This is a genomic window from Chryseobacterium hagamense, from assembly GCF_007991455.1.
Lineage (GTDB): Bacteria > Bacteroidota > Bacteroidia > Flavobacteriales > Weeksellaceae > Chryseobacterium > Chryseobacterium hagamense.
Genome location: NZ_BJYJ01000007.1, coordinates 35826 through 61921 on the forward strand (window position 1 = coordinate 35826; position 26096 = coordinate 61921).

General features: G+C 41.5%; 32 protein-coding genes. 28 read left to right on the plus strand and 4 right to left on the minus strand.

All coding sequences use genetic code 11. The annotated features are described in order from the left end of the window. Positions 1-13: 13 nt before the first annotated feature. From CHA01nite_RS08805 to CHA01nite_RS08840, 8 genes are all read left to right on the plus strand, one after another. Entirely contained in the window at positions 14-292 is a 279-nt protein-coding gene (locus tag CHA01nite_RS08805) for a co-chaperone GroES (protein WP_066755045.1), read from the plus strand. 100 nt (positions 293-392) lie between these two features. After that, on the plus strand, positions 393-2018 hold the full coding sequence (groL, locus tag CHA01nite_RS08810) for a chaperonin GroEL (RefSeq protein WP_146940949.1): 1626 nt from the start codon (positions 393-395) through the stop codon (positions 2016-2018). A gap of 95 nt (positions 2019-2113) precedes the next feature. Next, complete coding sequence (locus tag CHA01nite_RS08815; RefSeq protein ID WP_146940950.1) at positions 2114-2572, plus strand: hypothetical protein; 459 nt, start codon at positions 2114-2116, stop codon at positions 2570-2572. After that, a complete protein-coding gene (locus CHA01nite_RS08820) occupies positions 2572-3039 on the plus strand; it encodes a hypothetical protein (protein ID WP_146940951.1) in 468 nt (155 codons plus the stop codon). Before CHA01nite_RS08815 ends, CHA01nite_RS08820 begins: the two co-directional genes overlap by 1 nt. A 122-nt stretch (positions 3040-3161) precedes the next feature. After that, complete coding sequence (locus CHA01nite_RS08825; RefSeq protein ID WP_146940952.1) at positions 3162-4340, plus strand: hypothetical protein; 1179 nt, start codon at positions 3162-3164, stop codon at positions 4338-4340. A 227-nt stretch (positions 4341-4567) separates the two neighbouring features. Next, positions 4568-4978, plus strand: a complete 411-nt coding sequence (locus CHA01nite_RS08830; protein WP_146940953.1) for a helix-turn-helix transcriptional regulator — start codon at positions 4568-4570, stop codon at positions 4976-4978. After that, positions 4975-5553, plus strand: a complete 579-nt coding sequence (locus tag CHA01nite_RS08835) for a hypothetical protein (protein ID WP_146940954.1) — start codon at positions 4975-4977, stop codon at positions 5551-5553. The genes CHA01nite_RS08830 and CHA01nite_RS08835 overlap by 4 nt, the downstream gene beginning before the upstream one ends. Positions 5554-5767: 214 nt before the next feature. Next, a complete protein-coding gene (locus tag CHA01nite_RS08840) occupies positions 5768-6703 on the plus strand; it encodes a Kelch repeat-containing protein (RefSeq protein WP_146940955.1) in 936 nt (311 codons plus the stop codon). Positions 6704-6778: 75 nt separating this feature from the next. Here CHA01nite_RS08840 and CHA01nite_RS08845 read toward each other — a convergent pair whose 3' ends face one another. Both CHA01nite_RS08845 and CHA01nite_RS08850 read right to left on the minus strand, forming a co-directional pair. Further along, positions 6779-6997, minus strand: a complete 219-nt coding sequence (locus CHA01nite_RS08845) for a helix-turn-helix domain-containing protein (protein ID WP_146940956.1) — start codon at positions 6995-6997, stop codon at positions 6779-6781. Continuing rightward, the gene (locus tag CHA01nite_RS08850) at positions 6994-7203 is read right to left on the minus strand and encodes a helix-turn-helix transcriptional regulator (RefSeq protein ID WP_146940957.1); all 210 of its coding nucleotides are present in this window, start codon (positions 7201-7203) and stop codon (positions 6994-6996) included. The genes CHA01nite_RS08845 and CHA01nite_RS08850 overlap by 4 nt, the downstream gene beginning before the upstream one ends. A gap of 145 nt (positions 7204-7348) precedes the next feature. Here CHA01nite_RS08850 and CHA01nite_RS08855 point away from each other — a divergent pair, with 145 nt between their 5' ends. The 18 genes from CHA01nite_RS08855 (at position 7349) to CHA01nite_RS08940 (ending at position 21104) form a co-directional block, all read left to right on the plus strand. Continuing rightward, on the plus strand, positions 7349-7573 hold the full coding sequence (locus tag CHA01nite_RS08855; protein ID WP_146940958.1) for a SymE family type I addiction module toxin: 225 nt from the start codon (positions 7349-7351) through the stop codon (positions 7571-7573). A gap of 437 nt (positions 7574-8010) precedes the next feature. Beyond that, positions 8011-8337 carry a hypothetical protein gene (locus CHA01nite_RS08860; RefSeq protein ID WP_146940959.1) on the plus strand — a complete coding sequence of 109 codons (327 nt, stop codon included), beginning with the start codon at positions 8011-8013 and terminating at the stop codon, positions 8335-8337. Then, complete coding sequence (locus CHA01nite_RS08865) at positions 8312-9019, plus strand: TauD/TfdA family dioxygenase (RefSeq protein ID WP_146940960.1); 708 nt, start codon at positions 8312-8314, stop codon at positions 9017-9019. The genes CHA01nite_RS08860 and CHA01nite_RS08865 overlap by 26 nt, the downstream gene beginning before the upstream one ends. Before the next feature lie 73 nt (positions 9020-9092). Then, positions 9093-9557 (plus strand): hypothetical protein, encoded by a 465-nt coding sequence (locus CHA01nite_RS08870; RefSeq protein ID WP_146940961.1) that lies wholly within the window; start codon positions 9093-9095, stop codon positions 9555-9557. 31 nt (positions 9558-9588) lie between these two features. Further along, positions 9589-10047: a hypothetical protein gene (locus CHA01nite_RS08875; protein ID WP_146940962.1), complete on the plus strand. Its 459-nt coding sequence runs from the start codon at positions 9589-9591 to the stop codon at positions 10045-10047. Between the two features lie 29 nt (positions 10048-10076). After that, positions 10077-10733: a DUF2461 domain-containing protein gene (locus CHA01nite_RS08880; protein ID WP_146940963.1), complete on the plus strand. Its 657-nt coding sequence runs from the start codon at positions 10077-10079 to the stop codon at positions 10731-10733. 86 nt (positions 10734-10819) lie between these two features. Next, positions 10820-11539: a hypothetical protein gene (locus CHA01nite_RS08885; protein ID WP_146940964.1), complete on the plus strand. Its 720-nt coding sequence runs from the start codon at positions 10820-10822 to the stop codon at positions 11537-11539. A 33-nt stretch (positions 11540-11572) separates the two neighbouring features. Then, positions 11573-12235 (plus strand): hypothetical protein, encoded by a 663-nt coding sequence (locus CHA01nite_RS08890; RefSeq protein ID WP_146940965.1) that lies wholly within the window; start codon positions 11573-11575, stop codon positions 12233-12235. Positions 12236-12385: 150 nt separating this feature from the next. Further along, positions 12386-13423 (plus strand): RNA ligase family protein, encoded by a 1038-nt coding sequence (locus CHA01nite_RS08895; RefSeq protein WP_146940966.1) that lies wholly within the window; start codon positions 12386-12388, stop codon positions 13421-13423. Positions 13424-13468: 45 nt separating this feature from the next. After that, complete coding sequence (locus CHA01nite_RS08900) at positions 13469-14116, plus strand: suppressor of fused domain protein (protein ID WP_146940967.1); 648 nt, start codon at positions 13469-13471, stop codon at positions 14114-14116. A gap of 128 nt (positions 14117-14244) precedes the next feature. After that, a complete protein-coding gene (locus tag CHA01nite_RS08905) occupies positions 14245-14835 on the plus strand; it encodes a hypothetical protein (protein WP_146940968.1) in 591 nt (196 codons plus the stop codon). A 210-nt stretch (positions 14836-15045) separates the two neighbouring features. Then, positions 15046-15651 carry an SMI1/KNR4 family protein gene (locus CHA01nite_RS08910; RefSeq protein WP_146940969.1) on the plus strand — a complete coding sequence of 202 codons (606 nt, stop codon included), beginning with the start codon at positions 15046-15048 and terminating at the stop codon, positions 15649-15651. A 19-nt stretch (positions 15652-15670) separates the two neighbouring features. Then, a complete protein-coding gene (locus CHA01nite_RS08915; RefSeq protein ID WP_146940970.1) occupies positions 15671-16282 on the plus strand; it encodes an ankyrin repeat domain-containing protein in 612 nt (203 codons plus the stop codon). A gap of 60 nt (positions 16283-16342) precedes the next feature. Continuing rightward, positions 16343-18130, plus strand: a complete 1788-nt coding sequence (locus tag CHA01nite_RS08920; RefSeq protein ID WP_146940971.1) for a UvrD-helicase domain-containing protein — start codon at positions 16343-16345, stop codon at positions 18128-18130. 80 nt (positions 18131-18210) lie between these two features. Continuing rightward, a complete protein-coding gene (locus tag CHA01nite_RS08925) occupies positions 18211-18573 on the plus strand; it encodes a hypothetical protein (RefSeq protein ID WP_146940972.1) in 363 nt (120 codons plus the stop codon). A gap of 144 nt (positions 18574-18717) precedes the next feature. Next, the gene (locus CHA01nite_RS08930; RefSeq protein ID WP_146940973.1) at positions 18718-19242 is read left to right on the plus strand and encodes a GNAT family N-acetyltransferase; all 525 of its coding nucleotides are present in this window, start codon (positions 18718-18720) and stop codon (positions 19240-19242) included. Positions 19243-19257: 15 nt separating this feature from the next. Continuing rightward, positions 19258-19857, plus strand: coding sequence for a DUF6624 domain-containing protein (locus CHA01nite_RS08935; RefSeq protein WP_146940974.1), 600 nt, complete (start codon positions 19258-19260; stop codon positions 19855-19857). Between the two features lie 239 nt (positions 19858-20096). Then, a complete protein-coding gene (locus CHA01nite_RS08940) occupies positions 20097-21104 on the plus strand; it encodes a T9SS type A sorting domain-containing protein (RefSeq protein WP_146940975.1) in 1008 nt (335 codons plus the stop codon). A gap of 88 nt (positions 21105-21192) precedes the next feature. Here CHA01nite_RS08940 and CHA01nite_RS08945 read toward each other — a convergent pair whose 3' ends face one another. Further along, complete coding sequence (locus CHA01nite_RS08945) at positions 21193-23277, minus strand: TonB-dependent receptor domain-containing protein (RefSeq protein ID WP_146940976.1); 2085 nt, start codon at positions 23275-23277, stop codon at positions 21193-21195. Positions 23278-23466: 189 nt separating this feature from the next. On the opposite strand from CHA01nite_RS08945, the gene CHA01nite_RS08950 reads away from it, so the two are divergent. Further along, positions 23467-24219, plus strand: coding sequence for a DUF3575 domain-containing protein (locus CHA01nite_RS08950; protein WP_228458378.1), 753 nt, complete (start codon positions 23467-23469; stop codon positions 24217-24219). Between the two features lie 87 nt (positions 24220-24306). After that, positions 24307-25599 (plus strand): MFS transporter, encoded by a 1293-nt coding sequence (locus tag CHA01nite_RS08955; RefSeq protein ID WP_146940978.1) that lies wholly within the window; start codon positions 24307-24309, stop codon positions 25597-25599. A 50-nt stretch (positions 25600-25649) separates the two neighbouring features. Here the strand turns inward: CHA01nite_RS08955 and CHA01nite_RS08960 are convergent, their stop codons facing one another. Continuing rightward, positions 25650-25862 (minus strand): hypothetical protein, encoded by a 213-nt coding sequence (locus CHA01nite_RS08960; protein ID WP_072955399.1) that lies wholly within the window; start codon positions 25860-25862, stop codon positions 25650-25652. Positions 25863-26096 lie beyond the last annotated feature (234 nt).

Below are 26096 nucleotides of genomic sequence, written 5' to 3' on the forward strand. Positions count from 1 at the left end.
CATTAAACATATTATGTCAGTAAACTTTAAACCATTAGCAGACCGAGTTTTGATCGAGCCGATCGCTGCAGAAACAAAAACCGCTTCAGGGATTATTATTCCGGACACCGCTAAAGAAAAGCCGCAGGAAGGTACCGTAGTGGCCGTAGGTCCTGGTAAAAAAGACGAGCCGACAACCGTACAGGTAGGCGACAAAGTACTTTACGGAAAATACTCCGGTTCTGAGCTGAAACTGGATGGAAAAGATTATTTAATTGTAAAAGAAGGAGATCTTTTAGGAGTTATTGGTTAATCTGTAAAAAGTAAAATGTATTCATGTAAAATGATTTCATGAATATAAAATTCATTATACATTGTACAAAGTACATTAATACAAAATACAATCAAAAATTATGGCAAAAGAAATAAAATTCGATATCGAGTCTAGAGACGCTTTAAAAAGAGGGGTTGATGCATTGGCAAATGCAGTAAAGGTAACCTTAGGTCCTAAAGGGAGAAACGTAGTGATTGAGAAATCTTTCGGTGCACCTCACGTAACCAAGGACGGGGTTTCCGTGGCAAAAGAAATCGAACTTGAGGATAGAGTAGAAAACATGGGTGCCCAGATGGTGAAGGAAGTCGCTTCCAAAACCAATGACATCGCAGGTGACGGTACCACTACCGCTACCGTTCTGGCTCAGGCGATCGTAAGAGAAGGTCTGAAGAACGTAGCAGCAGGGGCTAACCCGATGGACCTGAAAAGAGGGATCGACAAAGCGGTAACCGCTGTGGTGGAAAACCTGAAATCCCAGTCTAAAACCGTAGGTGATTCTACGGAAATGGTGAAGCAGGTCGCTTCCGTTTCTGCCAACAACGACGAAACCATCGGTGCTCTGATCGCTGAGGCTTTCGGAAAGGTAGGTAAAGAAGGGGTAATCACCGTAGAAGAAGCGAAAGGTATCGATACAACGGTAGACGTTGTAGAAGGGATGCAGTTCGACAGAGGATACCAGTCTCCGTACTTCGTAACCAACCCTGAGAAAATGGTGGCTGAGGTAGAAAACCCATACATCCTTCTGGTAGAGAAGAAAATCTCCTCCATGAAAGAATTGCTTCCGGTTCTTGAGCCAATCGCACAAGGTGGTAAATCGCTATTGATTATCTCTGAAGAAGTGGAAGGTGAAGCGTTGGCTACTTTGGTAGTAAACAAATTGAGAGGTTCCCTTAAAATTGCTGCGGTAAAAGCTCCAGGATTCGGGGACAGAAGAAAAGCAATGCTGGAAGATATCGCGATCCTGACAGGCGGAACCGTAATCTCTGAAGAGCAAGGGTTCACCATGGAAAACATTTCTCTGGATATGCTGGGAACTGCTGAGAAAGTAACCATCGATAAAGACAACACCACTATCGTAAACGGTGGCGGCGAAGAAAGCAAGATCAAAGGAAGAGTCAACCAGATCAAAGCTCAAATGGAAACTACAACTTCCGACTACGACAGAGAAAAGCTTCAGGAAAGACTGGCTAAATTAGCCGGTGGAGTTGCCGTACTTTACGTAGGGGCTGCTTCCGAAGTGGAAATGAAAGAGAAAAAAGACAGAGTAGATGATGCGCTTCACGCAACAAGAGCTGCCGTAGAAGAAGGAATCGTTGCCGGAGGGGGTGTTGCCTTGGTAAGAGCCATCTCTTCCCTGGAAAACCTTACCGGAATCAACTCTGACGAAACCACTGGTATCAAAATCGTAAAAAGAGCGATCGAAGAGCCGTTGAGACAAATCGTGGCCAACGCCGGAGGTGAAGGTTCCGTAATCGTAGCCAAAGTAGCAGAAGGAACTGCCGACTTCGGATACAACGCGAAAACCGACGAATACGTCAATATGCTTGAAGCAGGAATCATCGACCCTACGAAAGTAACCAGAGTAGCCCTTGAAAACGCGGCTTCCGTATCCGGAATGTTATTAACCACTGAATGTGTGATCACTGAAGTGAAAAAAGACGAACCGGCCATGCCAATGGGCGGAGGAATGCCAGGAATGATGTAACGGTCAGCGACCGAGACAAATACATATTAACCGTTCTGATTTCAGAGCGGTTTTATTTTCGAACAAAATAAATATAATCAATAAACACTAACAAAATGAAAGAGATTGGAAAAGCAATATTTAATTTACAAAGGTTTCAAATTCTTCAAACTAAATTAAATCCTGCAACAAGTAATTTGATTCCAAATGATTACGCTTATGCATGGTATCAAAAACTTTATCCTTTATTAGAGGAAAACAATTTACATGAAGATTTACAGCCATATTTTTCTGTAACTAAAGAACAAGTCGATGAAATTACAAATTATGCCGACAGTGAATGGTTAAAGAAAAAATATTATAACTTTTATGAATATGAAAAACATTATGAATGTCGTACAAATCCTGTAATGGGAATTTCTAGAAGCACATTAATTTCAGTTTTTAGATACATGTTTTTAAGAGATAGTTTTGATCAAGAATTTTGGGATAAATTATTAGAACCAATGCAACATCCAATTGAAGCAAGCGGAATAACCCGAGATTTTGACATTAGTTACATGTATCTTATCTAATGGATTGGACAATAAAATTAGGAGTAGTCTCCTCAGTTATTTCGATTGCAGGTGCAGTTTGGTCATTATTTAATGTGAGAATTATACGTAAAACAAAAAAAGAAATTTTTTCTAAATTTAAAGTTGTTAAATATTCAAATATTAATGAAAAAGCTAAAACAACAATATATCAAGTTAAAAAAATTGCTTTGAAAAATAAAATACCTAAAGGTATAAACTTATTTGATATAAATAATTCTGTTAATGATTATTACGAAAAAATCCATGAAATAAGTAATGACATAGAAAAAGAAAATTCAGCTAATCTTAACAATTACATTAGTAATTTAAGGGAGAAAATAATGGAAGTTTCAAAACTAAATAATAACTCTTCAGATCTTATAGAAAAATATACTCAATTGTACTATATAATATTGCAAGTTGATAAAGAGATAGATAAGTTTAAACAAAATATCATTGAGAAGTAACAAATCTTATGCGAGCATTTCGTTCGTACCAAGAAAATTAAACCGTTCAGATTTTTTCTGGGCGGTTTTATTACTAAATCAATAATAATTTAATTCATATATTTAATCTCAAAAACAAAATCATGACACTAAATTTTCCTTTTAGAAATATTACAGTAAATGAATTGTGGGATTTTTTAGATAAATCAAAAGTCCAAGAATATTCTGAAATTAGAAAAAATCCTGATTCTTGGAAAAAAGAGTATTTTGAAACATCAATTGATATTTGGAAAGAAGGATTGGTAAGTTTTGAAAACGAAATTCTTCAAGTTGTCAATACAACTAATCAAAACACTATAGACGAATATTTTAAACAACTTAGCAACCTATTAGTAAATCTCCACAATCATTTATCTGAAGATTTTTTAAGAGAAAAAGTAAATGAATGGAATCAAGAAATATATAAAAAATATGAAGAGCAGGTAGAGAAGGATAGTGATTCTTTTTTTAAAAATAAAACTACTGAAAGAAATCATTTGGAAGAATATGAAGTGAGTGAGCGTTATCCGCCATTTTTACCAACTCCGTCTTTTTTAAATACAAGTAAAAAAATAAAAAAAATAAATTACAATTATTTTTGTATTGAAAAGAGTCCTGAGCTTATAGAGGTAAACTATATTGAAGATTACTTTATTTTAGTTGAGAATTTATTTCAAACGTTAATTAAAATTGCTAAAAAATATTACAATCCATGGAAAAATGGTGAAATAGTTTCAAAATCAGACAACATAATAAAATTAAAACCTGTGATTTTTTTAGAAGGCGATCACGATATAACTTATATAATCAAGGCTGCCGAATTATTAGGCAAATCTGAACTATTAGGGAAAATTGAATTAAGACAAAGAGATGGATTTAGAAATTTGGACAAACTATGGAGTGAATTGAAGAAAGATAGTTGGGAAACAATACCACAAATAAAAATTTTTCTTTATGATTGTGACACTCAAAAGCAAAATGAAGATTTTGGGCACCATTACAGAAGAATAATCCCAACTTTAGAAAATGGATTTATAAAAAATGGAATTGAAAATCTCTTTCCTAAAACTCTTATAGAAAAAGCAATTAAAGAAAAAGATGCATATATAGATTTTAAAAGTGAATCTGGTATAACCAGAGGAATAAAATATCAAAGAGAGCATTGCGAAGTTAATAAGGATGAGAAAAAAAATTTTTGTAGTTGGGTTTGTAAAAACGCATCAAAAGAAGATTTTGAAAACTTTAATGTAATTTTTGATATTATCGAAGGATTAATCGAATAAAACTGTTTCCCCCGCCGGCGCGAGCTTCCAAGCTCGTGCCCCACTTCCACAAGTCTTTTACCCCAACAGAAAACTCTTCGCGTAAAGCACGAGCGACACGCTCGCGCTAGCAAAAGAATGAAGATATCAACAAAAACACCCAATCCTCCCAGAATAATTTACCCACCCACTCCATTTCCAATCCGAAAAACTTTTACTTATCTTTGTTTTTCTTAAAATACACAAATATGCAGGACAAGAAAATACATCAGGGCAGGAACATCAAGCGGTTCCGGGAAATGCTGGGCATCAAGCAGGAAGCGCTGGCTTTCGATCTGGGAGAAGACTGGAACCAGAAGAAGGTTTCCTTGCTGGAACAGAAACAAACCGTAGAACAGGATATTTTAGAAAAAATAGCACAACTTCTGAAAATTCCCGTGGAAGCCATTGAAAACATGGACGACGAACAGGCGGTCAATATTATTTCCAATACTTTTGACAATGGTTCCATACTTAATGGAATCAACTATAATCCTTCTTTCCATCCTATAGACAAAGTTCTGCAACTTCACGAAGAAAAAATAGCCCTGTACGAAAGAATGCTGAAAGAGAAAGACGAAATGATGGCGAAGCTGGAGCAATACCTGCAGAAACCGTGATCCGGATTTTCCTGGCGGTGCTTTCGGGTATTCTTCTGCTCAGCTGTTCCAAAACTGAAAAAGAAGAAAGTGCTGAACTGAACTGCATTCTGAATGCCGTCCTGAAAAACGAATCGGCCCGCAGGGAATCCGCCCATCTTCAATACACCATCAATAAAGAACTTCAGCCGTTAGCGGTATATGTTCCGACGGCAAAAGAACTATCCGGAGAAGAGCCGGGACTGTCTTCTACTTCCAGCAGAAGTATTGTCCGCATTCTTGATTTAAATCACAGCCGCTTGGATGAGAGAAGATCGGATTCTTTACATCTGTTAAAGCAGAAACAGTATGTTTTTGATTCCATTCCGCTGGATAAAACCATCAATCCAGACATCAGGCTGGCGGGCAAAAAAGAAACGGATCAGCGGAACAGGATTTACCAATTTTCAAATCCGCTTTATCTCAACGACCATACCGTATATATCGAATCAATCTTCTTCGATACTTCTTTCGGGATCGGCTTCGGATACCTGCTGGAAAAACAGGAAGACGGAAGTTGGATTGTGAAGAAAATGATCAATACTTTTATTACCTAAGGCTAAAGCTTAACCATAAAACCTGACGGATTTGGTGAAAGTTACCGCCGCCGCAGGATTCCAGGCTCGTATCCTATACTTGCATTGATACCTCAACTCTCCCTCCACAGAAAGACTATTCTGCGTAAAGCACACGACAAACTTAACATCGGCGATTTACACTCCTTATTTTTTCGCTATCTTTAAAAATCAATTCAACAAAACCTCACCGCCATTGAAAAAACTATCATTTCTCTTCTTCATTTTCAGCTTGTTCCTGGCGAATGCCCAAACCCTGAATTTTAAGCATCTGGCGGATCTATCCGTTCGCAGAGGAGGGATCAGCAGTGCCGTTGCAGATGATGACATTTATGTGAGTAACGGGTACAGGGACAATGACGGCAATGCCACTTTTATCGAGAAATACAGCATTAAAAATAACCGCTGGAGTGTTGTCAACGCCAAGCTGCTTCCCAGAAGATTCGGTAATTCCGAGACGGATGGTCATAAAATCTATATTTTCAATGGCTGGGGAAACAGCCACCTTGAAATCCTGGACCTTGAAACCAATAAAATCACAAAAGGAGCGGTGAACCGTGCCTACACGGGAAATGCAGGTTCTGCCCTCCATAACGGAAAAATCTATGTGTTCGGCGGCAGCGGGCTGAATAATGCTGCCACCACTGTATTTTCCAACAGGTTCCAGTACTATGATATTGCTTCCGATACCTGGCATCCCCTACCCGATATGCCCACGGCCAGGGAAACAAAGGGCAAAATTGTAAAGGATAAGCTGTATGTCATCGGCGGTTTCAACGGTACGCCTTCCCGTCTGGTCAATGTTTACGATCTCAGCAAAAATGTCTGGACGGAGCAATATAAAATGCCTTTGGCAATAGCCGGTCATTCATTGGCGGTATCCGGTCACAAGATCTTTATTGCAGGCGGAAGTAACAATCAGACGTTCTTAGCCTATTTCGATACGGAGACCAACACATTGCATCAGTTATCCTCCAATATGATTCCCAGAAGACATGCCGCTGCGGAAATCTATAACGATAAACTCTACATCATCGGCGGAAGTACGACGTCTTCCACCAAATCGGCCCTTAAAAGCCTTCAGGCTGCGGATATCAGCGAGGGAGCGCTTTCCGCTGAAAGTACCCGTTGATACCACTCGCTGTAGGGATTTTCCAGGAATCTACGCTGGCGCGAGTTTCCAGGCTCGCGCCCGTCTTGTAAAGCATCACCTCAGATCCACCAGCTCCGGTAAAGAAACCTCCAAAGCGTTGGCCAGTTCCAGCAATGTATAAAGCGTAGGATTCACTTTGCCGTTTTCCAGTTTTTCGATGGCCTGGCGGTCTTTGTTGCAGGCACGGGCAAGATCAGACTGGCTCCAGCCTTTCTTTCCGCGAAGCATGATAATGCGTTTACCTAATGCTATCTTTAATTGATCTTTGATCATGAACCCGTCGATACCAGTAATTCCCGGATATCTACTTTCAGAAATTTAGATATTTCATAAAGTGTTTCAATGGAAGGCTGGACTTCATTGGTACACCAGCGTGAAACGGTGGATTCTGTTTTTCCCAAATGACCAGCGAGATCCTTACTGGTTTTATTTTTTTCCGCTAAGACAGACTTTATTCTATTTAAATTTATTTTCGACACAGGGCTCAATGATTAACTTCTCCCGCAAATATCGTAAAATTCTAAAGACCTGAAAATCATCTTCAAAATAGTTAAAATTATAATTTAATGCGGTTTTATTTGTTTTTAATTATAATTAATTATACTTTTACAACAATAAATCCGCATGATGAAGCAAGAAAAAAAATTTCAATACAAAAGGGATCGTCATCTGAAAGTATATGGAAAATACACCGGAAATTCCAATTCCCGGCGACCTAACCTACTTCCTGAAATCCGTTTATGCGGCAAATGGCTTCAGGAAATCGGCTTTGAACAGGGCAATACCATCAAAGTACAGCAGAGAAAAAATAAAATAACCATTACGCTGGACCGGCAGGAAAAAAATTAACCTCCGTCTTTGATCAAAGCAAAATGATTTTGTCAAAGGCAAAGTCTAAGAGCATTATAGAAAAAGTATTTGATCTGTAATCAGATTTTAAGAGAATTCCCTGAGGCTTTCGGTCATTTTAAATTATTTCAAAACTTCTTTAGTCACAAACACTCCTGTTTGTAACCTCCGTAGTCTTTCCGAGGTTTAAAACAACCTTGTTTGTAATCTCCTACAACTGTATTTTGTTATAAACATACCTGTTTGTCATAAAATACAACTGTATTTTATTTCCCGCAACTTGCGGGAGACTTCCGTAGTCTTCCGTAGGTTTAAAAGACCAATATTTATACTTCTGGATGATCAGCATTAATACCATTCGTGATTTATTTCTTATTCCCTTCTTACATTGCCCCGATTTTTCTTAGTTTAGCTGCCTAAAAATTAATCCTCTTAAAATGAAAATCGAATTAAAACCGGAATTCTCCATTGAATACGACGAATTTCCAGAAATGATTGAAGTCGATATCGATGAAAATTCATCCTCAATCGGGCAGCTGATCGATAAAATCCATGAACAGACGAATATTCCCGCCAATGTAGAACTAAAGTGGGAAGATTTTATCGAAAAAATATCCTGTACCTATTATGTTATCGAAAAAGGCGAATATGATGACTACCTTAGGATTACAGACATGGAAGAAAAAATTAGTAAATTTCCTAGGCATGGGCAGGACGGAGCAATGATTATCGTAATCGATGGAAGAACCAGGCTGGTTAATTAGTTATCAGTGGGGAGAACATCCCAATGAGGCTACCATCAAAGAAGACCTGCAGCAGGGATATCCGCTGGTGATAAAAAATTTCCCTCTGTCCGACGAAGAACTGCAATCATTCATCAGCCGGTTGGGAACCGCATTAAACGAGAGACGGAATAATAACGGAAAATCGGTTTTTGATGTAACCATTGTCCGCCATAACAACTTTTTCACCTCTATTGCCAACTCCAATTTAGCCTTTCCACTACACACTGATTGTGCCGATTTCGATACCATTCCCAATACGATAGGCCTATTGTGCATGGAGCCGGATGAGGAAGGCCAGGGTACGAATACCTTTATGCTGTTGAGCAGTCTTTTAAACCACCTTACCGAAGACGAAAAGCAGAAAATGCTGGGTAAAAAATGGAAATTCGGAAATCAGCTGAGAAGTATTTTATCATTTGAAGACGGAAACTATGCCCTTTGCTACGACCGGATTACGATGGAATCTTTTTCCAGGCTTGAGGTAACGGAAATTGATGAATTAAATAAACTCGATAAGCTCTTCAAAAGCCTTTCCTTCGAAATTAAGCTGGAAAAAGGCGACCTGATCTTATTCAGAAACGATTTAATGCTGCACGGACGGGATAAAATCCATACCGATTCAAAAAGATGGATTAAAAGAATCAGGTTTGATATGAAATAGTGAAAGCTTCTTGCTAATGCAACTTACCAGAACTTTTTAAATCTTAAACCCAAACTTCAACCTCAATTAAAACATGAACCTTAACCAAAAGAAATTTGAAGATATCAAAAAGGTCCTCATTGATAGATTAGGAGATGAAGTTGAGTATTCAAAAGACGAAGACGGAACCGAATCTTTGGCTCTTAAAAATTCAGAATTCTGGATTTCAACCACTTTTGGGGAATTGGTGGTGGGCTACGGTGTACATCATACGCACTTCAGCGAAGCATTCGGAAATTTAGACGACGGAATCGTCCAGGCCTTTGATTTACTGACCAACAGAGTCAGAACAACCAACTACCTAAAAGGAAACACGGTATTTAAAACAGTTGTAGAAATTGAATATCCCGATGCTACCCTTGTCGACATCGGAAATTCCGGCCTGGTCCTGTTTCCTTTCTGGAAAAAAACAAAGCTTAAGGTAAAGTATGATGAAAAAATTTTAGAGAAAAAAGAAATTGTGGATCAGGTGAATGCAATTCTGGAAAACCTGAATTGATTAATATTGTAAAAAATTAAATGAACCATCGATGATTAAACTATATCCATTAGCAGCTGTCATCCTTTTATTTTTCTTCAGCTGCACAAAAAAAGACGGCATGAAATACCGTGTGGGCCAGGAATGGAACTATAAAACCAGACCGGGAGAAGAAAACTCGATCCTGAAAATTTTAAAAACTGAAGAATATCCGGCCAGCGGAAAAGTGATCCATATCTCAATCAACGGATTAAAGATGAAAGATCCCCATCATCCGGAAGGGATTGCCGATAAAATAAGCCACCTTCCGATAACGGAAGAAGCATTGGATCAAAGTGTCATCAGCATTAAAAAAGATACCCGCCGGATGCCCGACTCCATTGAAGTGGATGGATATTCTTACTGGAAAAAAGAATTTGACAAAGGAAATGCCGGCGTGTTTTCCATCCCTGTTTCCGAGATTGTAAACGTAATGGAAAAATCCATTGTTTCGGGAGACTACACCAAATAAATTACTTTACTTTTGCTAAAAATCGTAAGATGAAAAAAGCCTTTGAATTCCTTAAACAGCTCGAAAGAAACAACACCCGCGAATGGTTTGCCGCCCACAAAGCGGAATACGAAGCGGTGGTAAAAGAAAACAAAGCCCTTTTCAACCGGATCTACGCCGAACTTCAGCAGCATGACCGGGTAAACGGCATCCATATGTACCGCATTTACCGGGATATCCGGTTTTCCAAGGACCAGACGCCGTACAAGACCCACTTCGGAGCCGGGTATTCCCGCCTGAAACCGATGCTGAGAGGAGGCTATTACATCCATTTGGAACCCGGCAACAGCTTCGTGGGCGGCGGATTCTGGGGACCGGATGCCAAAGACTTGCTCCGCATCCGCAAGGAATTGGAGATCAGCACCACGGAAATTGATAAGATTACTTCAGACCGGACTTTCATCAACTATTTTAAAGAATTAAAAGGCGACTCAGTGAAAACAGCACCGAGAGGTTTCGATAAAAGCCATCCCGCCATCGGCCTTATCCGAAAAAAGCAGTACGTCGTCATGCGGCCGTTTACCGATCAGGAAGTTTTTTCGGATGATTTCGCGAAAGAAGCAGTCCTCACCTTCCTGGCCATGCGACCTTTCTTCGATTACATGAGCGAAGTGCTGACGACGGATCTGAACGGACAACCTCTATGATGGCTGTAAGTGTTATTTGGAATGTGTTTTGGCAGAAAACCATGATATTTTATTTATTTTTACCGTTTTAAACATCAGTTAAAATCATGAAAACCATTCTTTCAGTTGCTTTACTATTAATGGCTTCTGTTTTTCATTCTCAAACAAAAGACATTGCAGGAATATATGGCGAAGGACTTCTCAACAGACTCAACCCGGCAGCAAGTTATATTGAATTAAAAACGGACTCCACTTTCATCTACAACGATTATGGAAAAAAATATGAGGGCCATTGGAAGCTTTCCGGAAACAGGGTTCTGCTGAATCCCGACCTTAAGAAAGAATTTGCCAAAGTAAAAATGAAAGAATCCAGAAACAATTCGGATTCCATTACCATTAAGATCAGCTACATTCCGAAAAAGGATGATTCCGGAAATACGCTAAGCGACGGCTTCAAAATGGCAACCGTTTATTTTGATAAAAAAGCAAATTATATCAATATTCTGAAGTCACCTTATGTAAAAAGCAGCGGCAGGGCTCCGTATATAGATAGGCAAAATATCCTTAATAAGGAAAATTCCGTAAGTGTTTCCAAAAAAATTTTTTCACAGCTCGGTTTCAGGACCCACAATCTCAGCAACTACCTTATTTTCAATAAAGCTAATAAGGATTCCAATGTCTTCGAGTTTGAAATCGAAGATATCGCCGCCTATGAAGACAACATCCGGGACGAATTTTTTATTCTCGATGGAAAATCATTGTATTATCCCAATAAGAAAGGGAAAATCGATGTGATGCAGTTGCCTTTGATGAAAAAGAAAATGTAACCGTATGCCCTTACACATCTCCCTGAAATACCCATGAAAATAAAACTACTTATCTTATCATTTCTGATTGCAGCAAAATTATCCGGATGCAAATGCGAGAACATGAGCATTCAGGAATCCTTTAAGCATGCAGATTTTGTGTTTACAGGAAAAGTGTATGATATTGTTCAGATTCCTTCGGGGTTCAAGACCTCACATGATTACCTCAGCAAAATACAGGTCGGGAAAATTTACAAGTCGGAGGCTTATGGAAAATTTTACAAAAAAGAGGCTGTCCTTTTTTCATCCCCGCTCAGGTCATGCGATCTGTCTTACAATAAAAATACCGAATATCTGATTTTCGGATATATCGAGCCCGATACCGGCTTGCTCTACTCTGAATTCTGCACTTATACCAGACCCCTGAAAAACGTCACGAAGGAAGACCTGAAAATTTTACAGGATCTGGAGAAAGAATATCTGATCCAGGATGAATATGCCGTTGTAAAGCCTTTTATAGAAGACTTTGAGCTTGAAACAAACAAGCCGGACATCTACATTAAAAAGCTTAAAAGAAAAGCCGATCTGGCCGAATCCAGATACGAAGCCCTGAAAACTGAAAACAGAAACCTAACGATTCTTCTGTGCGTAATGGCCGGAATTTTAGTGTTGGGAATTTCTTTTATATTTGGGAAAAGACAATATACACCCAAGTAGAACTTGCTTCCGGAAATTATAGTATTACCATTGAAGCCAGCTGAAAACCTTGGCCAATTTATTGGAAATAGAAAGGATTTATGAGTAACAAAAATCTGATGAGTCCTATCTTTGATGCTAAAAACTGACAAAATATTATCAACTAAAACAATGAATGAATTCTCAGGCTACGAAAAAATGCCCAGCAGCTTAAAAAAATTAGGACTCAGCGAAAACGACTTTTCACAAATGGAAAAGCTGAAATGGGTGGTCACGGAAAAAGTACACGGTGCCAACTTCAGTTTTGTCTATGAAAACGGCAACCTTAAATTTGCCAAAAGAAAAGAATATCTTTCTTGGACCGACGATTTTTTCGGTTTTCAACTTGTAGTTAACAAACTGGAAGACCGGATTCTTCGTCTTTTTGAAAAGTTGAGCAGCGAAATTGTTGCTGAGAAATACATCATTTATGGTGAACTCTTCGGTGGTAAATATCCCCATGCTGAGGTTGAGCGTGTAAAAGATATTCATGCTATTCAAACCGGAGTATATTACGCACCTTCTATAGAATTCTGTGCTTTTGATATCGCTTTAGAAACAGCTGGCCCCGCTTCCAAATATTACTTGGATTACGAAACAGCAATGGATTATTTTGAGCAGTTCGGAATATTTTATGCAAAACCTTTATTCATTGGAAAATTTAATGAAGCCCTGAATTTCAATATCAGAATCAACTCTGCTGTTCCGAAAGACTTCGGCCTTCCCGAGCTGAAGGACAACCTAATTGAGGGCGTGGTAGTGAAACCTTTTAACCAGACCGACCACACAATTTTTTCGAGGCCCATTGTTAAATTGAAAAATCCGGAATTTGATGAAGAAGACAAATTTCATGAAGCCGAAAAATGGTCATTCATTCCAGGAGTTTCCTCCAAAACAGAGGACTTATCATTTATTGTGGAAGAGCTGAGAAATTATATTACTCTGAATCGGTTAAAAAGTGCCGTTTCAAAAACAGGCAAGCCGGATATCGATAATCCACATCGGATGTCTGAAATTAAAACTGAATTACTGGAAGATGCAATAACCGATTTTAATGAAAACAACAACCATCTTTTAAACGACTTATCCGAAAATGAAAAATACTGGATCCGCGAAAGAATACATGCTGAAATAGACAGATTCATTCCTCTTCATCTTACGGAATTGTAGTCCTTTATTAATTTTTCCGTACCTTAATTCCTCAAAAATCCACCAATGAACACAGAAGAATACAGAAAACAATTTACCGAAGACAATGCCGTCGGCTGGGAATGCATTGATCAGGAACTGGAAAAAATCTATCCCGGGCAGGAACCGCTTCATTTTGCACCGCCACTCCATTATGCAGTCGGCGGCAATGACCCGCTGGACGGCATCAGTGTATACCGGAGCGAAAAACAGGACAAGCATTTCCATTTTGTGACCTATGGATTCTCGGAATTGTATTACCGTGAAAAAAGTGCCGGCGGCGAATTCAGTAAATTCGGGTTTGAGTTGACTTTCAGGCTGAAGATGAACCAGGAAGATGACAACATCCATTGGGTCTGCAATCTCCTCCAGAATCTGGCACGGTATGTCTTCCAATCCGGCAAATGGTTTGAAGAATACCACCTGATCCCGGCCAACGGACCGATCCGGGTAGGATATGATACCGACATCACAGCACTCACTTTTGTCCCCGATCCCGAACTCGGAAAGATAGACACGCCACACGGAGAAGTTGCCTTCTTACAGATCGTAGGACTCACCACCGATGAATTTAAACAGCTGGAACAGAATCCGGCTCCCTCCGAAACTGAAAAGCGGATAGACCAGCTGCGACAGTTCAACGGATTGTTGATTACAGACCTGAACCGGAAATAGTTACTTGAAAAATATTCCGAAAAGGGGCTGACAGAAGCACCGGCATCTTAAAAGAAATGCTTAAAAAATAATGCAGGCGCTGCTTTTCCAAAGTCTTTTCCTTATTTTTATCCCTCAAACAGCTACTTATGAAGAATCTGGAATCAAAAATAGATGAAGCCTTTCAGGAAACCGTTCTTTTCCCGCGGGAAAAAGCAGTCACGGATTTTCTGATAAAGGTTTTAAATTCAACCGACACTTTCAGGGAAGATGACCGGAAAGTGGAAGTGATTGGCCTGTATTATTACGCCGCCAGCCCTTTGAGCTTCCTCTTTGCCATGCCCAACTACGCCTATTATGCACCTGATAAAAATATTCATATCGCAGAGCTTCACCTGAATGAGCATGGCTTTAAAGATTATACGCAGGCAGACCTTCAGGACCTGTGCCGGAAAGTGCTGGATGAAAATGATATTCAGTATACCGGAAACCTTAATGCAGACAACCGGCTGGATACCAGCGGCTACTGGGAAAACCAGTCCGGGCTGGAACACGAATTCCTGAGGCAGTGCTGGAAAAAAGCCAAAGAGCAGACCCGTTCAAAAGTCCTTGGATTTCTCGAAGCTTCGGACTCCAGCAGTGCGGTTTATGACCTCGATAACGGGTATTATCTTCCGTTTGAAGTAGACCTGGACGAATATCTGCAGGCGCAGGGCTTCCGTTTTGAAAAGGAAATGTAATTGGCGGAATCGATTTAGTTCAAAAATACATCCGCTTTGCAAAACTGACAGGGTAGCTTCACTGAATTAGCCGGCTGATCCTATTTTTGATACGCTGATTTAAGCATAGAGAAAATAGATCTTTGATTCAAAAATTAGTCAGGACCTTATATTGCAGGTTCACCCTGCTGTAAAAATTCAACGGAATTCCGTACATTTAAAATAAAAAACATGAATCCGACTGCTGAACAGTACATTGCCGGACTGAAAAAAGCGTACTTTAAAAATCAGGGCAAAGAAAGCTGGGACCATTTTGAAAAAATAAAACATGGCGCTGCTGAAGAAAATATTCAGAAGCTTAAAGAACTTTACCCGGAAATTCCTGAAGCGTTGACTGATCTTCTGAAATTTGTGGACGGGACCTACTGGCGGGAATATGGTGGTGAGAAAATAGCCTTTTACTTTCTCGGTTCCGATATGGAAGAATATCCCTATTACCTCCTGTCTTCCGGTGAAATGATCGAAAATCATGATCTGGCAGTGAGATATTATAAAGATTATATCGAACGGGAATATGATGAAGTGGATGTGGACGAAAAGATTACCACCACGGTAAAAGATATGAAATGGCTCCATTTTTCAGACTGCATGAACAACGGCGGGACCTCGCAGCTGTTCATCGATTTCAGTCCGTCGGAAAAAGGGACAAAAGGACAGATCATCCGTTTTGTCCATGATCCGGATGAATTAAGCGTCATCGCCGGCAGCTTTGAAGAATACCTGAAAATGCTGATGGAAAAAGGATATGATTTTATTAATGAAGAATTTTTGGAGTAAATACTAAAAGAATTGCCGGATGAAGAAGAAAGAGATCAGAACTTATTTCAAAGCCATTACGGATGGCAACATTCAAAAAGTAGCGGAACTTGTTGAAGCGGATAAGGCTTATCTTACCACATGCAGCTTGTCACCGCCTAAAAAGAACGACGGACAGTCCGGGCTGCAGGTGGCTTTTAAAACCGGGAACTTCGATATCGCCAGGTTTCTGATCGAAAAAGGAGCAGACGTCAATTTCATGGAAACCTCCGCCATCAACGAGTGGACGGCACCTGTTCTTCATGATTGCATCCGGGCCATGATTTTTAATTCCTTTACGCTTCAGAAAGATACTGCCCGGTTTGACCAGGCTTTTGCTCTTTTTCAGCAGATGCTGAACCGCAATGCAGATCCAAACGCGATGGATTCGTACGGTAACAATTGCTTGCACCGCGCCATTCTGGATGCCAGTCAGATGATCAATCATCCGAATACGGATTTGTCTGACGGTATTCTGTTGCAGCAGCTCAGAAAAATATTCAGAACCCTCATTTCAGCAGGGGCTGATATTCACCGCCATGACGAAAGAAGACCGGATGCGGAAAGTCTAATAAAAAATTTCAGACTGGAAAATTATCATTTGTTGGAGTAAACACCAACCGTAATTATTCTGACTTACTGATATAATCAATACACCAAAAACACAAAACCGATGAATTTAACAAAAGAACAGCAGGACATCATCAACTCGTCCGGAAACATTAAGATCAACGCCGTAGCAGGATCGGGGAAAACCACCACCGTTATCGAATATGCTGCAACGCGACCTGCAGGAAGCAAAATCCTTTATCTGGTCTTCAACAAAGCCGTGAGAATGGAAGCAGCTGTAAAGTTTGCCGATAAAGGGCTTCATAACGTCACGGTGGAAACCGCCCATTCGCTGGCTTTCCGGCATATCGTTTTCCGGCACAATTATAAAGTCCGTGCACAGGGCTATAAAACCCATGAAATCGCCGCTCTCCTGAACCTGCAGGGTAACGGCGAGAAACATGCCGAATATATTGTCGCCAACCATATCAACAAATGCATTGCCTATTTCTGTAACAGCGACAAAAGGAAAGTACAGGACCTGAACTACCTCGATACCGTGACCGATCCGAAAGCCAAAGCATTCGTTTCAACATTCTACGACTACATCATTGCCCAGACCCGGCTCCTGCTGAGTAAAATGGACAAGGGAGAAATTGAGGTAACCCACGATTTTTACCTGAAGAAATTCCAGCTGCTGAATCCGCAGCTCGGCTATGATTATATCCTCTTCGATGAAGGGCAGGATGCTTCTCCGGCGATGCTCGGCCTCTTCTTAAACCAGAAAGCCGTGAAAGTCATTGTCGGCGATACCCATCAGCAGATCTACAGCTGGCGGTATGCCGTAAATTCCCTGGAGAAAGCAGACTTCGCCACCTATCACCTTTCCACCAGCTTCCGGTTCGGACACGATATTGCCGGTCTGGCTTCCGAAATACTGGATTTGAAAAGCTACCTTGATGAAAACTTTAAAAATTCTGTTTCCATAACAGGAGCAGGAAACAGCACAGAAGTAAAGACCAGGGCTACCCTGGCGAGAACCAATCTCGGACTGCTGCTGAAAGCCATCGAATATGTAACGGAAAATAAAAAATCCAGACAGATTTATTTTGAAGGCAATATCAACTCTTACACGTATGCCGATGAAGGTGCCTCCCTTTATGATGTCCTGAATCTTTACACCAACAAACGCCATCTGATCAGGGACGAGCTGATCCGGTCGATGAAAGACCTCCGTGAGCTCGAAGACTATATCGAAAAAACGGAAGATGTGCAGCTCTCCCTGATGGTGGAGATTATCAAAGAATATGAAAGTGAAGTTCCGGCAATCATCAATACCATCAAAAAGCGACATGTAGCAGACAATGATAAAAGCAAGGCCGACATGATCTTCTCCACCGTTCACCGCTGCAAAGGGATGGAATACGATTCGGTAGAGCTGGTAAATGATTTCATCTCTGAAAAGAGGCTGGCCAAGCTCAGGGAAGACCGGAAAAGCTTTGAGCTGAACATCCCGAAGTTCAATGAAGAGATCAACCTGTTATATGTGGCCGTAACCCGGGCTAAAAACAGCCTTTCTATTCCTGAAACTTTACTTCCGGATGCCTTTATTCTGGAATCGCCTTCCATTCAGGTGGTAAAAGTAAAAGAAGAAGAAGAAAACAATCTGCCAAAGAAAACTTCTTCCACTGCTGCAAAAACCAGAAATAAAACAGAGAAAGCGTATTCTCTTGAACAGATCAGAACGACCCACAAAGGCGCTTATAAGCCATGGACGCAGGATGAAGATGATGAGCTTGCCGGTATGTTCGGTGACGGATGTCCGATCAAAGAAATTGCCGACCATCTCGGAAGGACCAGAGGAGCCATTGTGGCCCGGATTAAAAAACTGGAACTTGAAGATTTTTATTAAACTGAAGTAAGCTAAAAATAGCCGGAAGAGGGAAGCCGGATGCCGGAAGTTCCTTTTTCAATATAAAATTAAATATTCCCATGATGAAAAACATCAGACCGATTCCCCTTGAAAAATACAGCACGCCTGTTTATGAATCTGTAGACAATTTTGTTTACAGAAATACGGAAGAAAATAACTTTGTCACTGCCCTGAGCTTTGAACTGGAAGACAACGAAGACTCCCAATATCCCCTGGAAGATCTGCTGGACCGTTTTAATCTGTATATTTCAGATTTTATTGATCCGGAAGTTTTTGGCCAATCCCGTTACCTGAGCGCTGAATTTGCCGGCGGTCTCGGGGATGTCCGCCGTTTTCTGAAATCCGTTGTCGGGAAAAGCGTATATAATACCAATACTGAAGGAGAGAACGGCGAAACCTATGTGAAATTAATCATTGAATGAAATCAGTTTATGGTAAACGATAAATTTAGTTAATCAATAATTTTGAATTTTTAAAGTCTTCAGCTGTCCGGCTGATAAAATTTAATTCGTTGTTAAAGGGCAGGACTCATAGATTCCCTACATTTGCTTTTACATAAAATTGATATGGAAAAAGAATTCAGGCTGAGATCCTGGGAAAAGGAAGACCTCGGCAGTCTGGTAAAATATGCAGACAACTTAAATATTGCCCGGAATATGACCGACCGGTTTCCGCATCCTTACTCGGAAAAGGACGGTATCGGATTTATTGAATTTGCTATGGCGGCGGATTCTGCCCATATTTTTGCCATTGAGGTGGACGGTGAAGCGGCAGGCGGCATCGGGATCCATCTTCAGGACGACATCCACCGGAGAAATGCCGAACTCGGCTACTGGCTGGGCGAACCTTTCTGGGGAATGGGAATCATCAGCCGTGCCATTTGGCAGGCCGTGGATTTTGCGTTCCGGAACTATGAGGGAATCGAACGTATTTTTGCACGTCCGTTCGGCAGCAACACCGCCTCGCAGAAAGTTTTGGAAAAGAACGGATTCATACCGGAAGCACGATTTGCAAAAACCCTGATCAAAAACGGTGAACTGGAGGATGAGTTGGTATATGCCGTCCGCAGGGAAAACTTTTATCAGGATTAATATCCTTTTTACCTCATGAATTTCAAAAGCATCGCTAAAAAAATGATCCGCCTTAAAAACGCCGATCTTCAGCTTCGGGATGAATTGATCCGCAAAGGAGAACTGGGCAATGGATATCATGAAGAAATGCAGGCCCTTCACCATAAGAACGCGGAGATCTTAAATGAAATCATTGATAGCATCGGATATCCTATGGCCGAAAAAGTTGGTCAGGAAGCTGCTGATGCGGCATGGATGGTTATCCAGCATGCCATCGGCAAGCCGCATTTTATGAGAAAATGCCTGAAGCTGATGGAAGATTCTGCTCCTATATCCCATGCCGAGAGAATCAATATTGCCTATCTTTCCGACCGGATTGCTGTTTTCGAGGGAAGGCCGCAGTTGTACGGAACCCAGTTCGACTGGGACGAAAATGGGCAGCTGAGTCCGAATGTATATGATGATCTGAATCAGGTAAACGAAAGACGGAAATTACTCGGACTGAATTCACTCGAAGACCAGACTGCCCTGATCAGAAGCCGTGCCCGGAAAGAAAACCAACATGCGCCGGCAGATCTGGAGCAAAGAAACAAAGAAATGGAAGCCTGGAAAAAATCGGTAGGCTGGATTATCTGAAGACTTTCATCATCCGGCTTTGATCGCCTTGTCAACATTTTTCAGAAATCAGATAAAATATTTAATCTTCCGGAAATAAATATTCCAACGTGGACAGCTTTCCTGAAACCCATTCATACAAAGGAAAACCAAAACAATAAAAAATCATTATTTAGTGAATAATGAGATCGCCGCTTTGGAATCCGTAAAATACCTGAATACCACGGTGTCTTTTTTGCTTACCTTTAACAAAAAATTTTATGAAACAAACTTTATTCCTTCTGCTGGCATCAGCAGGCCTTTTGTCAGCCCAGACCACCATTACCAAAGCATTCAATGATCCGGTAGCCGGGGAATCGGTAGCCTACCTGGGCGTTGTCGGAACGCCTGACAATTCTGCCACGGGTGCCAATACCACGTTCAACAACGGTTCACTGACATTTGCAGGATCGGCCACCACCGTCTACTCTACCCCTACGGCGAGCGAGATTACAACTTTCCCAGGATCTACCCTGAAAATGACCGGTACCGGAAATACGGTATATTATAAGCAGACCGCTTCCAAGCTCGAAATTACCGGATTGGTAACGGCGGATGCCACCCTGAATTTATCAGCCAACAACGGGACGTTCATCAGCTATCCTACCCAATATACAACAGCAACGGAAACCGACCAGGCCCAGGGAACATTCTCTTCCACTGCCATAAGCGGCCTTTGCAGAGGGACCATCACCATTAACCCCAACGCTTCCGGAACCCTGATCCTGGGTGGTACTACGTTCACCAACGTCTTACGGGTGAAATCTGTGCAAACCTTCAATTTACATTTACCGAACGATACCAATTTCCTTTTACCAATCGGAACCATTACCAATACGTCCTATTCCTATTACAGCAGCACAAAGAAATTTCCTTTGCTGACAACCATTCAGACGGTAGTTAACGTACCAGTGGCCGGCATTAATAACCAGACAACCGACGGGGCGCAGGCACTGAGTTCGGCGTTCCTTGCAACGGGAGAAACCGCCACAAAAAAATCAGGACTACAGATATACCCGAATCCCGCTCAGGATTTTATCGGGTTCAAAGGGCAGACCAGCGATTACTCAACGGCTAAAATCTACAGTGTAGACGGAAAACTCATCAGAACATCCGATATCCAGTCCGGAAAAATCCAGGTTGCCGATCTTCCTGCCGCTTCTTATTTTATTGAAGTATCCGGTAAAAACAATCGGAAGCCGGAAGCTGCGAAGTTCATCAAAAAATAAGATCCATATTATTACAGATCACAGAATCCGCCCGGAAATTCCCGGGCGGATTCTTATATTTAATCATAAAAGAAGATGAGGAACCGGATTAAAAAGTAGCGGCAGGTGCCGTATAATTGTTTAGTTTCTTATCCAGTTCCGTCTTTTTGCCTTTCGAAAAATCATAGCTGAAGCCTAAGACGAACATGGATTTGTTGTTCATGATCCGGTTGACCCGGCTGTAATTCACCAGGCTTTCCGGAAGGCTTTTGGTTTTATACTCCGAAGGCATGCCGATCCAGTACATCCCCGCCATAAAGGTCCACGCTTTCTTTTTATAACTGGCAAACGCATGGTTCTGGTTTTCGTTGGTACTTAAGAAAGCACCGTTCAGCGTATAAACCGGAATATTCAGCTGGTACTGAAAACTGAAGGATTTATATTCGGAAGACAATACCAGGTTATTGGCCAGGTAATCATTTTTAATCAGAGCCCCTTTGCTGGTCCTGACGGTCTCCGTGGCCGGAGTCAGGTTGAGCTTAACCACCAGCAGGCTGCTGCCGAACGGCTTATAGGATCCTGATAACTGAAGCCCGAACCGCTGGGCATTTTTCGCATTTTCATAGGTCAGCGCATAGCCGAAATTCTCATCTGCAACATAATATTGGTTGATGATCCGGTCCGTATACTGGTAAAACAAATTGGCATTAAAATCAAAATGTTTATTACTGAACGAATAAATCAGGTTGTTGCCAAAGATCTGCTGGGATTTAAGGAACGGGTTTCCGCGTTGTACGATATTCGGTGCCATCTGTACGATGTTGCTGCTCAAAGCGGCACTCCATGGACTTACCGGTTTATAGCTGCTGGTAAAACGCAGGCTTTGATTATCTTTCAGCTGGTATCCTAAAATAACTTTGGGAGTGAAAGTCCACTGATCGAAGGTATTTTCAGCACTTTTGTTGTGAATATTCGTAAGGCCTGCTCCCAGCCGGTAGCTGAACTTCTTTACTTTTCCTGAAAATTCCGTATAAAAATACTGCTCCAGGTAATTCACACTGTATTCCGAAAATCCGGCCAGGTTCTGCAGGTCATTGGAAATCGCCGTATTGGAGATCCGGTATCCCGAAGCAAGCTTTCCTGCTTCAAAAGTATGGATATGGGCCAGTTCTCCGACAATGCCGGTCTGCCGGGTCTGCAGATTCATGTCATTATCAAAGACGGGAGCTCCGGAAGAAATCACCCATTCTTTCGCAAATTCGGAAGTACGGGTCGTAAAGGCAGAACCCACTACATTTAAGCTGAGCTCATCTTTTTTACCTATATTTTTTGAAAAATAAAGATCTAAAGTCGGTGTGGTATAATTGGAAGACCCGTTCTTCAGCATGGTGTGCTCTTCGGCAGTGTTGTCTTTGGTAAAAATGCTGCCGCCGGTTCCCTTGATGAAGCTGGTGAAAATATCCGCATCCAGTTTGGCCTGAAAAGCATAATGGTCAGGAACCATCCTCGTATACCGCAACGCCACATTCTGTGAGGTATAGCCGAAGTGATCAACCTTGTTTTCATTGGTCCGGTAATGGCTGCCGTCCAGCTGGTAATCGTAGATGCTGTGAACCTTCCGGTTGTTGTAATCGCGGAGGTTGATGGAATACTCCAGGCCGATGTTGTTTTTTCCTTTGGTAAAGCTGGCATAGGCTGACCCGTTTACAAAACCGGTATTCAGCGCCGAGCTTACGTCGGTTCCGAAAACATAGCCGGTTTCGAGAGAACGGGTAACCAGGTTTACCACCATATCCGCCCTGGTGGCCCAGCGGGCCGGCGGAATGTCGTAGTACTCTACTTTCACCACTTCGGCCGGCGCCACACTGCGGATCTGCATATCCGTGGCCTCAATCCCATTGATTAAAAATAAGGTCGTTCCGCCTTTTGTACTCTTCAGCGTGTTGGTGATGGGGTCCAGCTGCAGTTCCGGTAAAGTCTGGATCAAATCTTTGGCATACCTTGCTTTTTCAAGGGCTTCTTTGTCAAATGTATACACAGAATGGTCCGCCATCTGTTTTTTACGCCGGGCTTTAATGATCACCTCACGGATCTCTGCCGTTCTGGTGGTGCTTATGGTATCATTCTTTACATTTTCCTGTGAGAACACCAATATTCCCCATAGAAAAAACAGCGAACCTACAGTTTTTTTCATTTTGAACTTTGAATCATTTGAAATAAGACAAACGGACTTCATGAATTGTTACATCACGGCGCAATTTAATTCACGAAAGACCAACACCTATTTTATAGAGAGATCATTAATTTTACTATATGACTGTAAATTCCGCAATCATTTGCCCGCTTTTTGCTTTCACCTCAGCAACACTTTAAATATATGATTATGAAAAAATACTTTCTATTGTTTCCATGCCTGATGTTCTCAGGAGTATCCGCACAGGAAATTTCCGCTTCCGAAACTTCCGATAAGCTGAACATCATTAAAACGAATGTTACCGCTTATGCGTTCAGGAATATTAATCTTTATTATGAAAGAGCCTTCAACCAGTGGTTTTCACTGAATATGGGATTTGGGGCCATGCCTGAGGGAAAAGTACCTTTTATCAATTCCTTTCTGAAAGATGATGATGAAAGAAGATTCCAGAATCTTGAAATAAAATCCTTTAATTTTACAATTGAACCGCGTTTTTACCTGGGTGCAGGATATGGAAAAGGATTCTATTTCGCACCGTATTACCGGTACTCCAAAATAACCTCCAACACCTTCGATTTTTATTATGATTATACCTTCAACGGGACAACTTTTGAGATTCCGCTGAAAGGGAACGGCGGTGCCCACGGAAACAGCGGCGGACTAATGGTCGGTGCCCAGTTTTTCCTGACAAAAAGCAGGAATCTTGTGCTGGACCTGTGGATTGCCGGTGCCCACTACGGAAAAGGTCAGGGTGATTTCATCATGACCAGCGATGTCGTGCTGACCCCCGATATGCAGGCAAGGCTGAAACAGGAAATCGAAAACCTGGATATTCCTTACGTAAACTATACGGTGGAAACCAATTCCAGCGGAGCAAAAGTGAATGTGGACGGGCCATGGCTGGGATTCCGGAGCGGACTGTCCGTAGGATACCGTTTTTAAGATCTTTAACTGAATATACAGAACTGTTCTTTTTCTGAAGAGCGGTTTTTCTGAAAGTTGTATCTTGGCTGCTTATTCAGTAAAATCATGAACACTTCACAAATTACTACTGCCCAAAGGATCAAAGCCATTGTAGGCGGATCAATCGGAAATCTGGTAGAATGGTACGACTGGTATGCTTATGCCGCCTTTGCCATTTATTTCTCCCATGCTTTTTTCCCGGATTCGGACATGACGGCCCAGCTGCTGAATACGGCAGGAATCTTCGCGGTAGGCTTCCTGATGCGGCCCGTAGGAGGATGGCTTTTCGGAAGCATTGCCGACAGGATCGGAAGGAAAAGGGCGATGACGCTTTCGGTTTTGCTTATGTCCTTCGGATCTCTGCTGATTGCGCTTACGCCCACTTATAAAACGATCGGCGTACTGGCCCCTCTATTGCTGCTGCTCGCGCGGCTGCTCCAGGGATTAAGTGTCGGCGGTGAATACGGCGTATCGGCAACGTACCTCAGCGAGATGGCCACTCCGGAACGTCGGGGATTCTATTCCAGCTTCCAGTATGTCACCCTGATCGGCGGACAGCTGATTGCCCTTGGCATCCAATTGATTTTACAGAAATTTCTGCTCACGGAAACCCAGCTCGAAAACTGGGGCTGGCGGATTCCTTTTGTTATCGGGGCGCTGCTCTCCGTGATTGCCCTGTATTTAAGAACCAACCTTCATGAAACCGAAGCCTTTGAAAACAAAAAAGAAACGGGTGAAAAGAAAAAAGGAACGATTGCAGAATTGCTGAAACATCCGAAAGCACTGGTTACCGTCATCGGATTAACACTGGGCGGAACCCTGGCTTTTTATACCTACACCACTTATATGCAGAAATTCCTGGTGAACACCGTGCATCTGACGAAAGAAGAATCCACCTTAATTTCGTTTATCTCGCTTTTCCTCTTTGCCTGCCTTCAGCCTGTTTTCGGAGCTTTATCGGATAAGATCGGCAGAAGGCCTTTGCTGCTGGGTTTTGGGATTCTCGGAACCATCTGTACCTATCCGCTGCTGAATGCATTGAGCCATACCACCTCCATGTGGAGTGCTTTTTTCCTGATCATGTCGGCTCTTATTATTGTAAGCGGCTACACCTCGATCAATGCCGTGGTAAAGGCAGAACTTTTCCCTTCTGAAGTAAGGGCGCTGGGGGTAGGGCTTCCGTATGCCTTAACGGTTGCTGTTTTCGGCGGAACGGCGGAATATATTGCCTTATGGTTCAAGCAGGAAAATGTGGAGACTTATTTTTATTGGTATATTACGGCCTGCATCTTTGTCTCATTCGTAGTGTATGCAAAAATGAAAGATACAAGGCAAACCTCAACACTGGATAAAGATTAACTGTCTCCAGGATAAAAAATTCGCGGCCCGTTTCCGGGCCGCGACTCTATTTAATGGTAGGCTTGCTTAAATTTGGCCAGAATATTGTCCAGATTATGTCGCTGAACATACACGCTCTTTACATCTTCATACCGTGGCGACTTGTAAAAGACTTCGTGGAAATCCATACTGCCGTTCCCGACTTTCACCACTTTCTGTACTTCGATATTCAACTTTCTTAATTCGTCTTTAAAAACCTGAAATTCGTCTTGGATATTTTTCATCTATTTTGGATATTTTAATTAAAAAGTACTTATTTACATCAAAGACCCTACCAAAGCAAAGGGGGTCTGTTTAATTTCAGAATAAAGTTAGCAAATTATTTTAAACAAACATAACGTTTTACTATTAATAATTGAATTTATTTACGACAATCAAAAACATTTTCAAAAATCAATGCATTTAATACAGATTCAAACTTTCTCAATTCTCCTGTACAACTGATGAATAAAGCTTTT

Excerpts from the sequence above, each read along its gene's own strand:
- CHA01nite_RS08930 (WP_146940973.1), top strand. The coding sequence starts at position 18,718 with ATGGAAAAAGAATTCAGGCTGAGATCCTGGGAAAAGGAAGACCTCGGC.
- CHA01nite_RS08920 (WP_146940971.1), top strand. The coding sequence starts at position 16,343 with ATGAATTTAACAAAAGAACAGCAGGACATCATCAACTCGTCCGGAAAC.
- CHA01nite_RS08890 (WP_146940965.1), top strand. The coding sequence starts at position 11,573 with ATGAAAATAAAACTACTTATCTTATCATTTCTGATTGCAGCAAAATTA.
- CHA01nite_RS08865 (WP_146940960.1), top strand. The coding sequence starts at position 8,312 with ATGGAAGAACCAGGCTGGTTAATTAGTTATCAGTGGGGAGAACATCCC.
- CHA01nite_RS08900 (WP_146940967.1), top strand. The coding sequence starts at position 13,469 with ATGAACACAGAAGAATACAGAAAACAATTTACCGAAGACAATGCCGTC.
- CHA01nite_RS08820 (WP_146940951.1), top strand. The coding sequence starts at position 2,572 with ATGGATTGGACAATAAAATTAGGAGTAGTCTCCTCAGTTATTTCGATT.
- CHA01nite_RS08860 (WP_146940959.1), top strand. The coding sequence starts at position 8,011 with ATGAAAATCGAATTAAAACCGGAATTCTCCATTGAATACGACGAATTT.
- groL (WP_146940949.1), top strand. The coding sequence starts at position 393 with ATGGCAAAAGAAATAAAATTCGATATCGAGTCTAGAGACGCTTTAAAA.
- CHA01nite_RS08870 (WP_146940961.1), top strand. The coding sequence starts at position 9,093 with ATGAACCTTAACCAAAAGAAATTTGAAGATATCAAAAAGGTCCTCATT.
- CHA01nite_RS08945 (WP_146940976.1), bottom strand. The coding sequence starts at position 23,277 with ATGAAAAAAACTGTAGGTTCGCTGTTTTTTCTATGGGGAATATTGGTG.
- CHA01nite_RS08955 (WP_146940978.1), top strand. The coding sequence starts at position 24,307 with ATGAACACTTCACAAATTACTACTGCCCAAAGGATCAAAGCCATTGTA.
- CHA01nite_RS08905 (WP_146940968.1), top strand. The coding sequence starts at position 14,245 with ATGAAGAATCTGGAATCAAAAATAGATGAAGCCTTTCAGGAAACCGTT.
- CHA01nite_RS08880 (WP_146940963.1), top strand. The coding sequence starts at position 10,077 with ATGAAAAAAGCCTTTGAATTCCTTAAACAGCTCGAAAGAAACAACACC.
- CHA01nite_RS08885 (WP_146940964.1), top strand. The coding sequence starts at position 10,820 with ATGAAAACCATTCTTTCAGTTGCTTTACTATTAATGGCTTCTGTTTTT.
- CHA01nite_RS08895 (WP_146940966.1), top strand. The coding sequence starts at position 12,386 with ATGAATGAATTCTCAGGCTACGAAAAAATGCCCAGCAGCTTAAAAAAA.
- CHA01nite_RS08875 (WP_146940962.1), top strand. The coding sequence starts at position 9,589 with ATGATTAAACTATATCCATTAGCAGCTGTCATCCTTTTATTTTTCTTC.
- CHA01nite_RS08815 (WP_146940950.1), top strand. The coding sequence starts at position 2,114 with ATGAAAGAGATTGGAAAAGCAATATTTAATTTACAAAGGTTTCAAATT.
- CHA01nite_RS08830 (WP_146940953.1), top strand. The coding sequence starts at position 4,568 with ATGCAGGACAAGAAAATACATCAGGGCAGGAACATCAAGCGGTTCCGG.
- CHA01nite_RS08805 (WP_066755045.1), top strand. The coding sequence starts at position 14 with ATGTCAGTAAACTTTAAACCATTAGCAGACCGAGTTTTGATCGAGCCG.
- CHA01nite_RS08855 (WP_146940958.1), top strand. The coding sequence starts at position 7,349 with ATGATGAAGCAAGAAAAAAAATTTCAATACAAAAGGGATCGTCATCTG.
- CHA01nite_RS08845 (WP_146940956.1), bottom strand. The coding sequence starts at position 6,997 with ATGATCAAAGATCAATTAAAGATAGCATTAGGTAAACGCATTATCATG.
- CHA01nite_RS08960 (WP_072955399.1), bottom strand. The coding sequence starts at position 25,862 with ATGAAAAATATCCAAGACGAATTTCAGGTTTTTAAAGACGAATTAAGA.
- CHA01nite_RS08925 (WP_146940972.1), top strand. The coding sequence starts at position 18,211 with ATGATGAAAAACATCAGACCGATTCCCCTTGAAAAATACAGCACGCCT.
- CHA01nite_RS08825 (WP_146940952.1), top strand. The coding sequence starts at position 3,162 with ATGACACTAAATTTTCCTTTTAGAAATATTACAGTAAATGAATTGTGG.
- CHA01nite_RS08940 (WP_146940975.1), top strand. The coding sequence starts at position 20,097 with ATGAAACAAACTTTATTCCTTCTGCTGGCATCAGCAGGCCTTTTGTCA.
- CHA01nite_RS08935 (WP_146940974.1), top strand. The coding sequence starts at position 19,258 with ATGAATTTCAAAAGCATCGCTAAAAAAATGATCCGCCTTAAAAACGCC.
- CHA01nite_RS08950 (WP_228458378.1), top strand. The coding sequence starts at position 23,467 with ATGAAAAAATACTTTCTATTGTTTCCATGCCTGATGTTCTCAGGAGTA.
- CHA01nite_RS08910 (WP_146940969.1), top strand. The coding sequence starts at position 15,046 with ATGAATCCGACTGCTGAACAGTACATTGCCGGACTGAAAAAAGCGTAC.
- CHA01nite_RS08915 (WP_146940970.1), top strand. The coding sequence starts at position 15,671 with ATGAAGAAGAAAGAGATCAGAACTTATTTCAAAGCCATTACGGATGGC.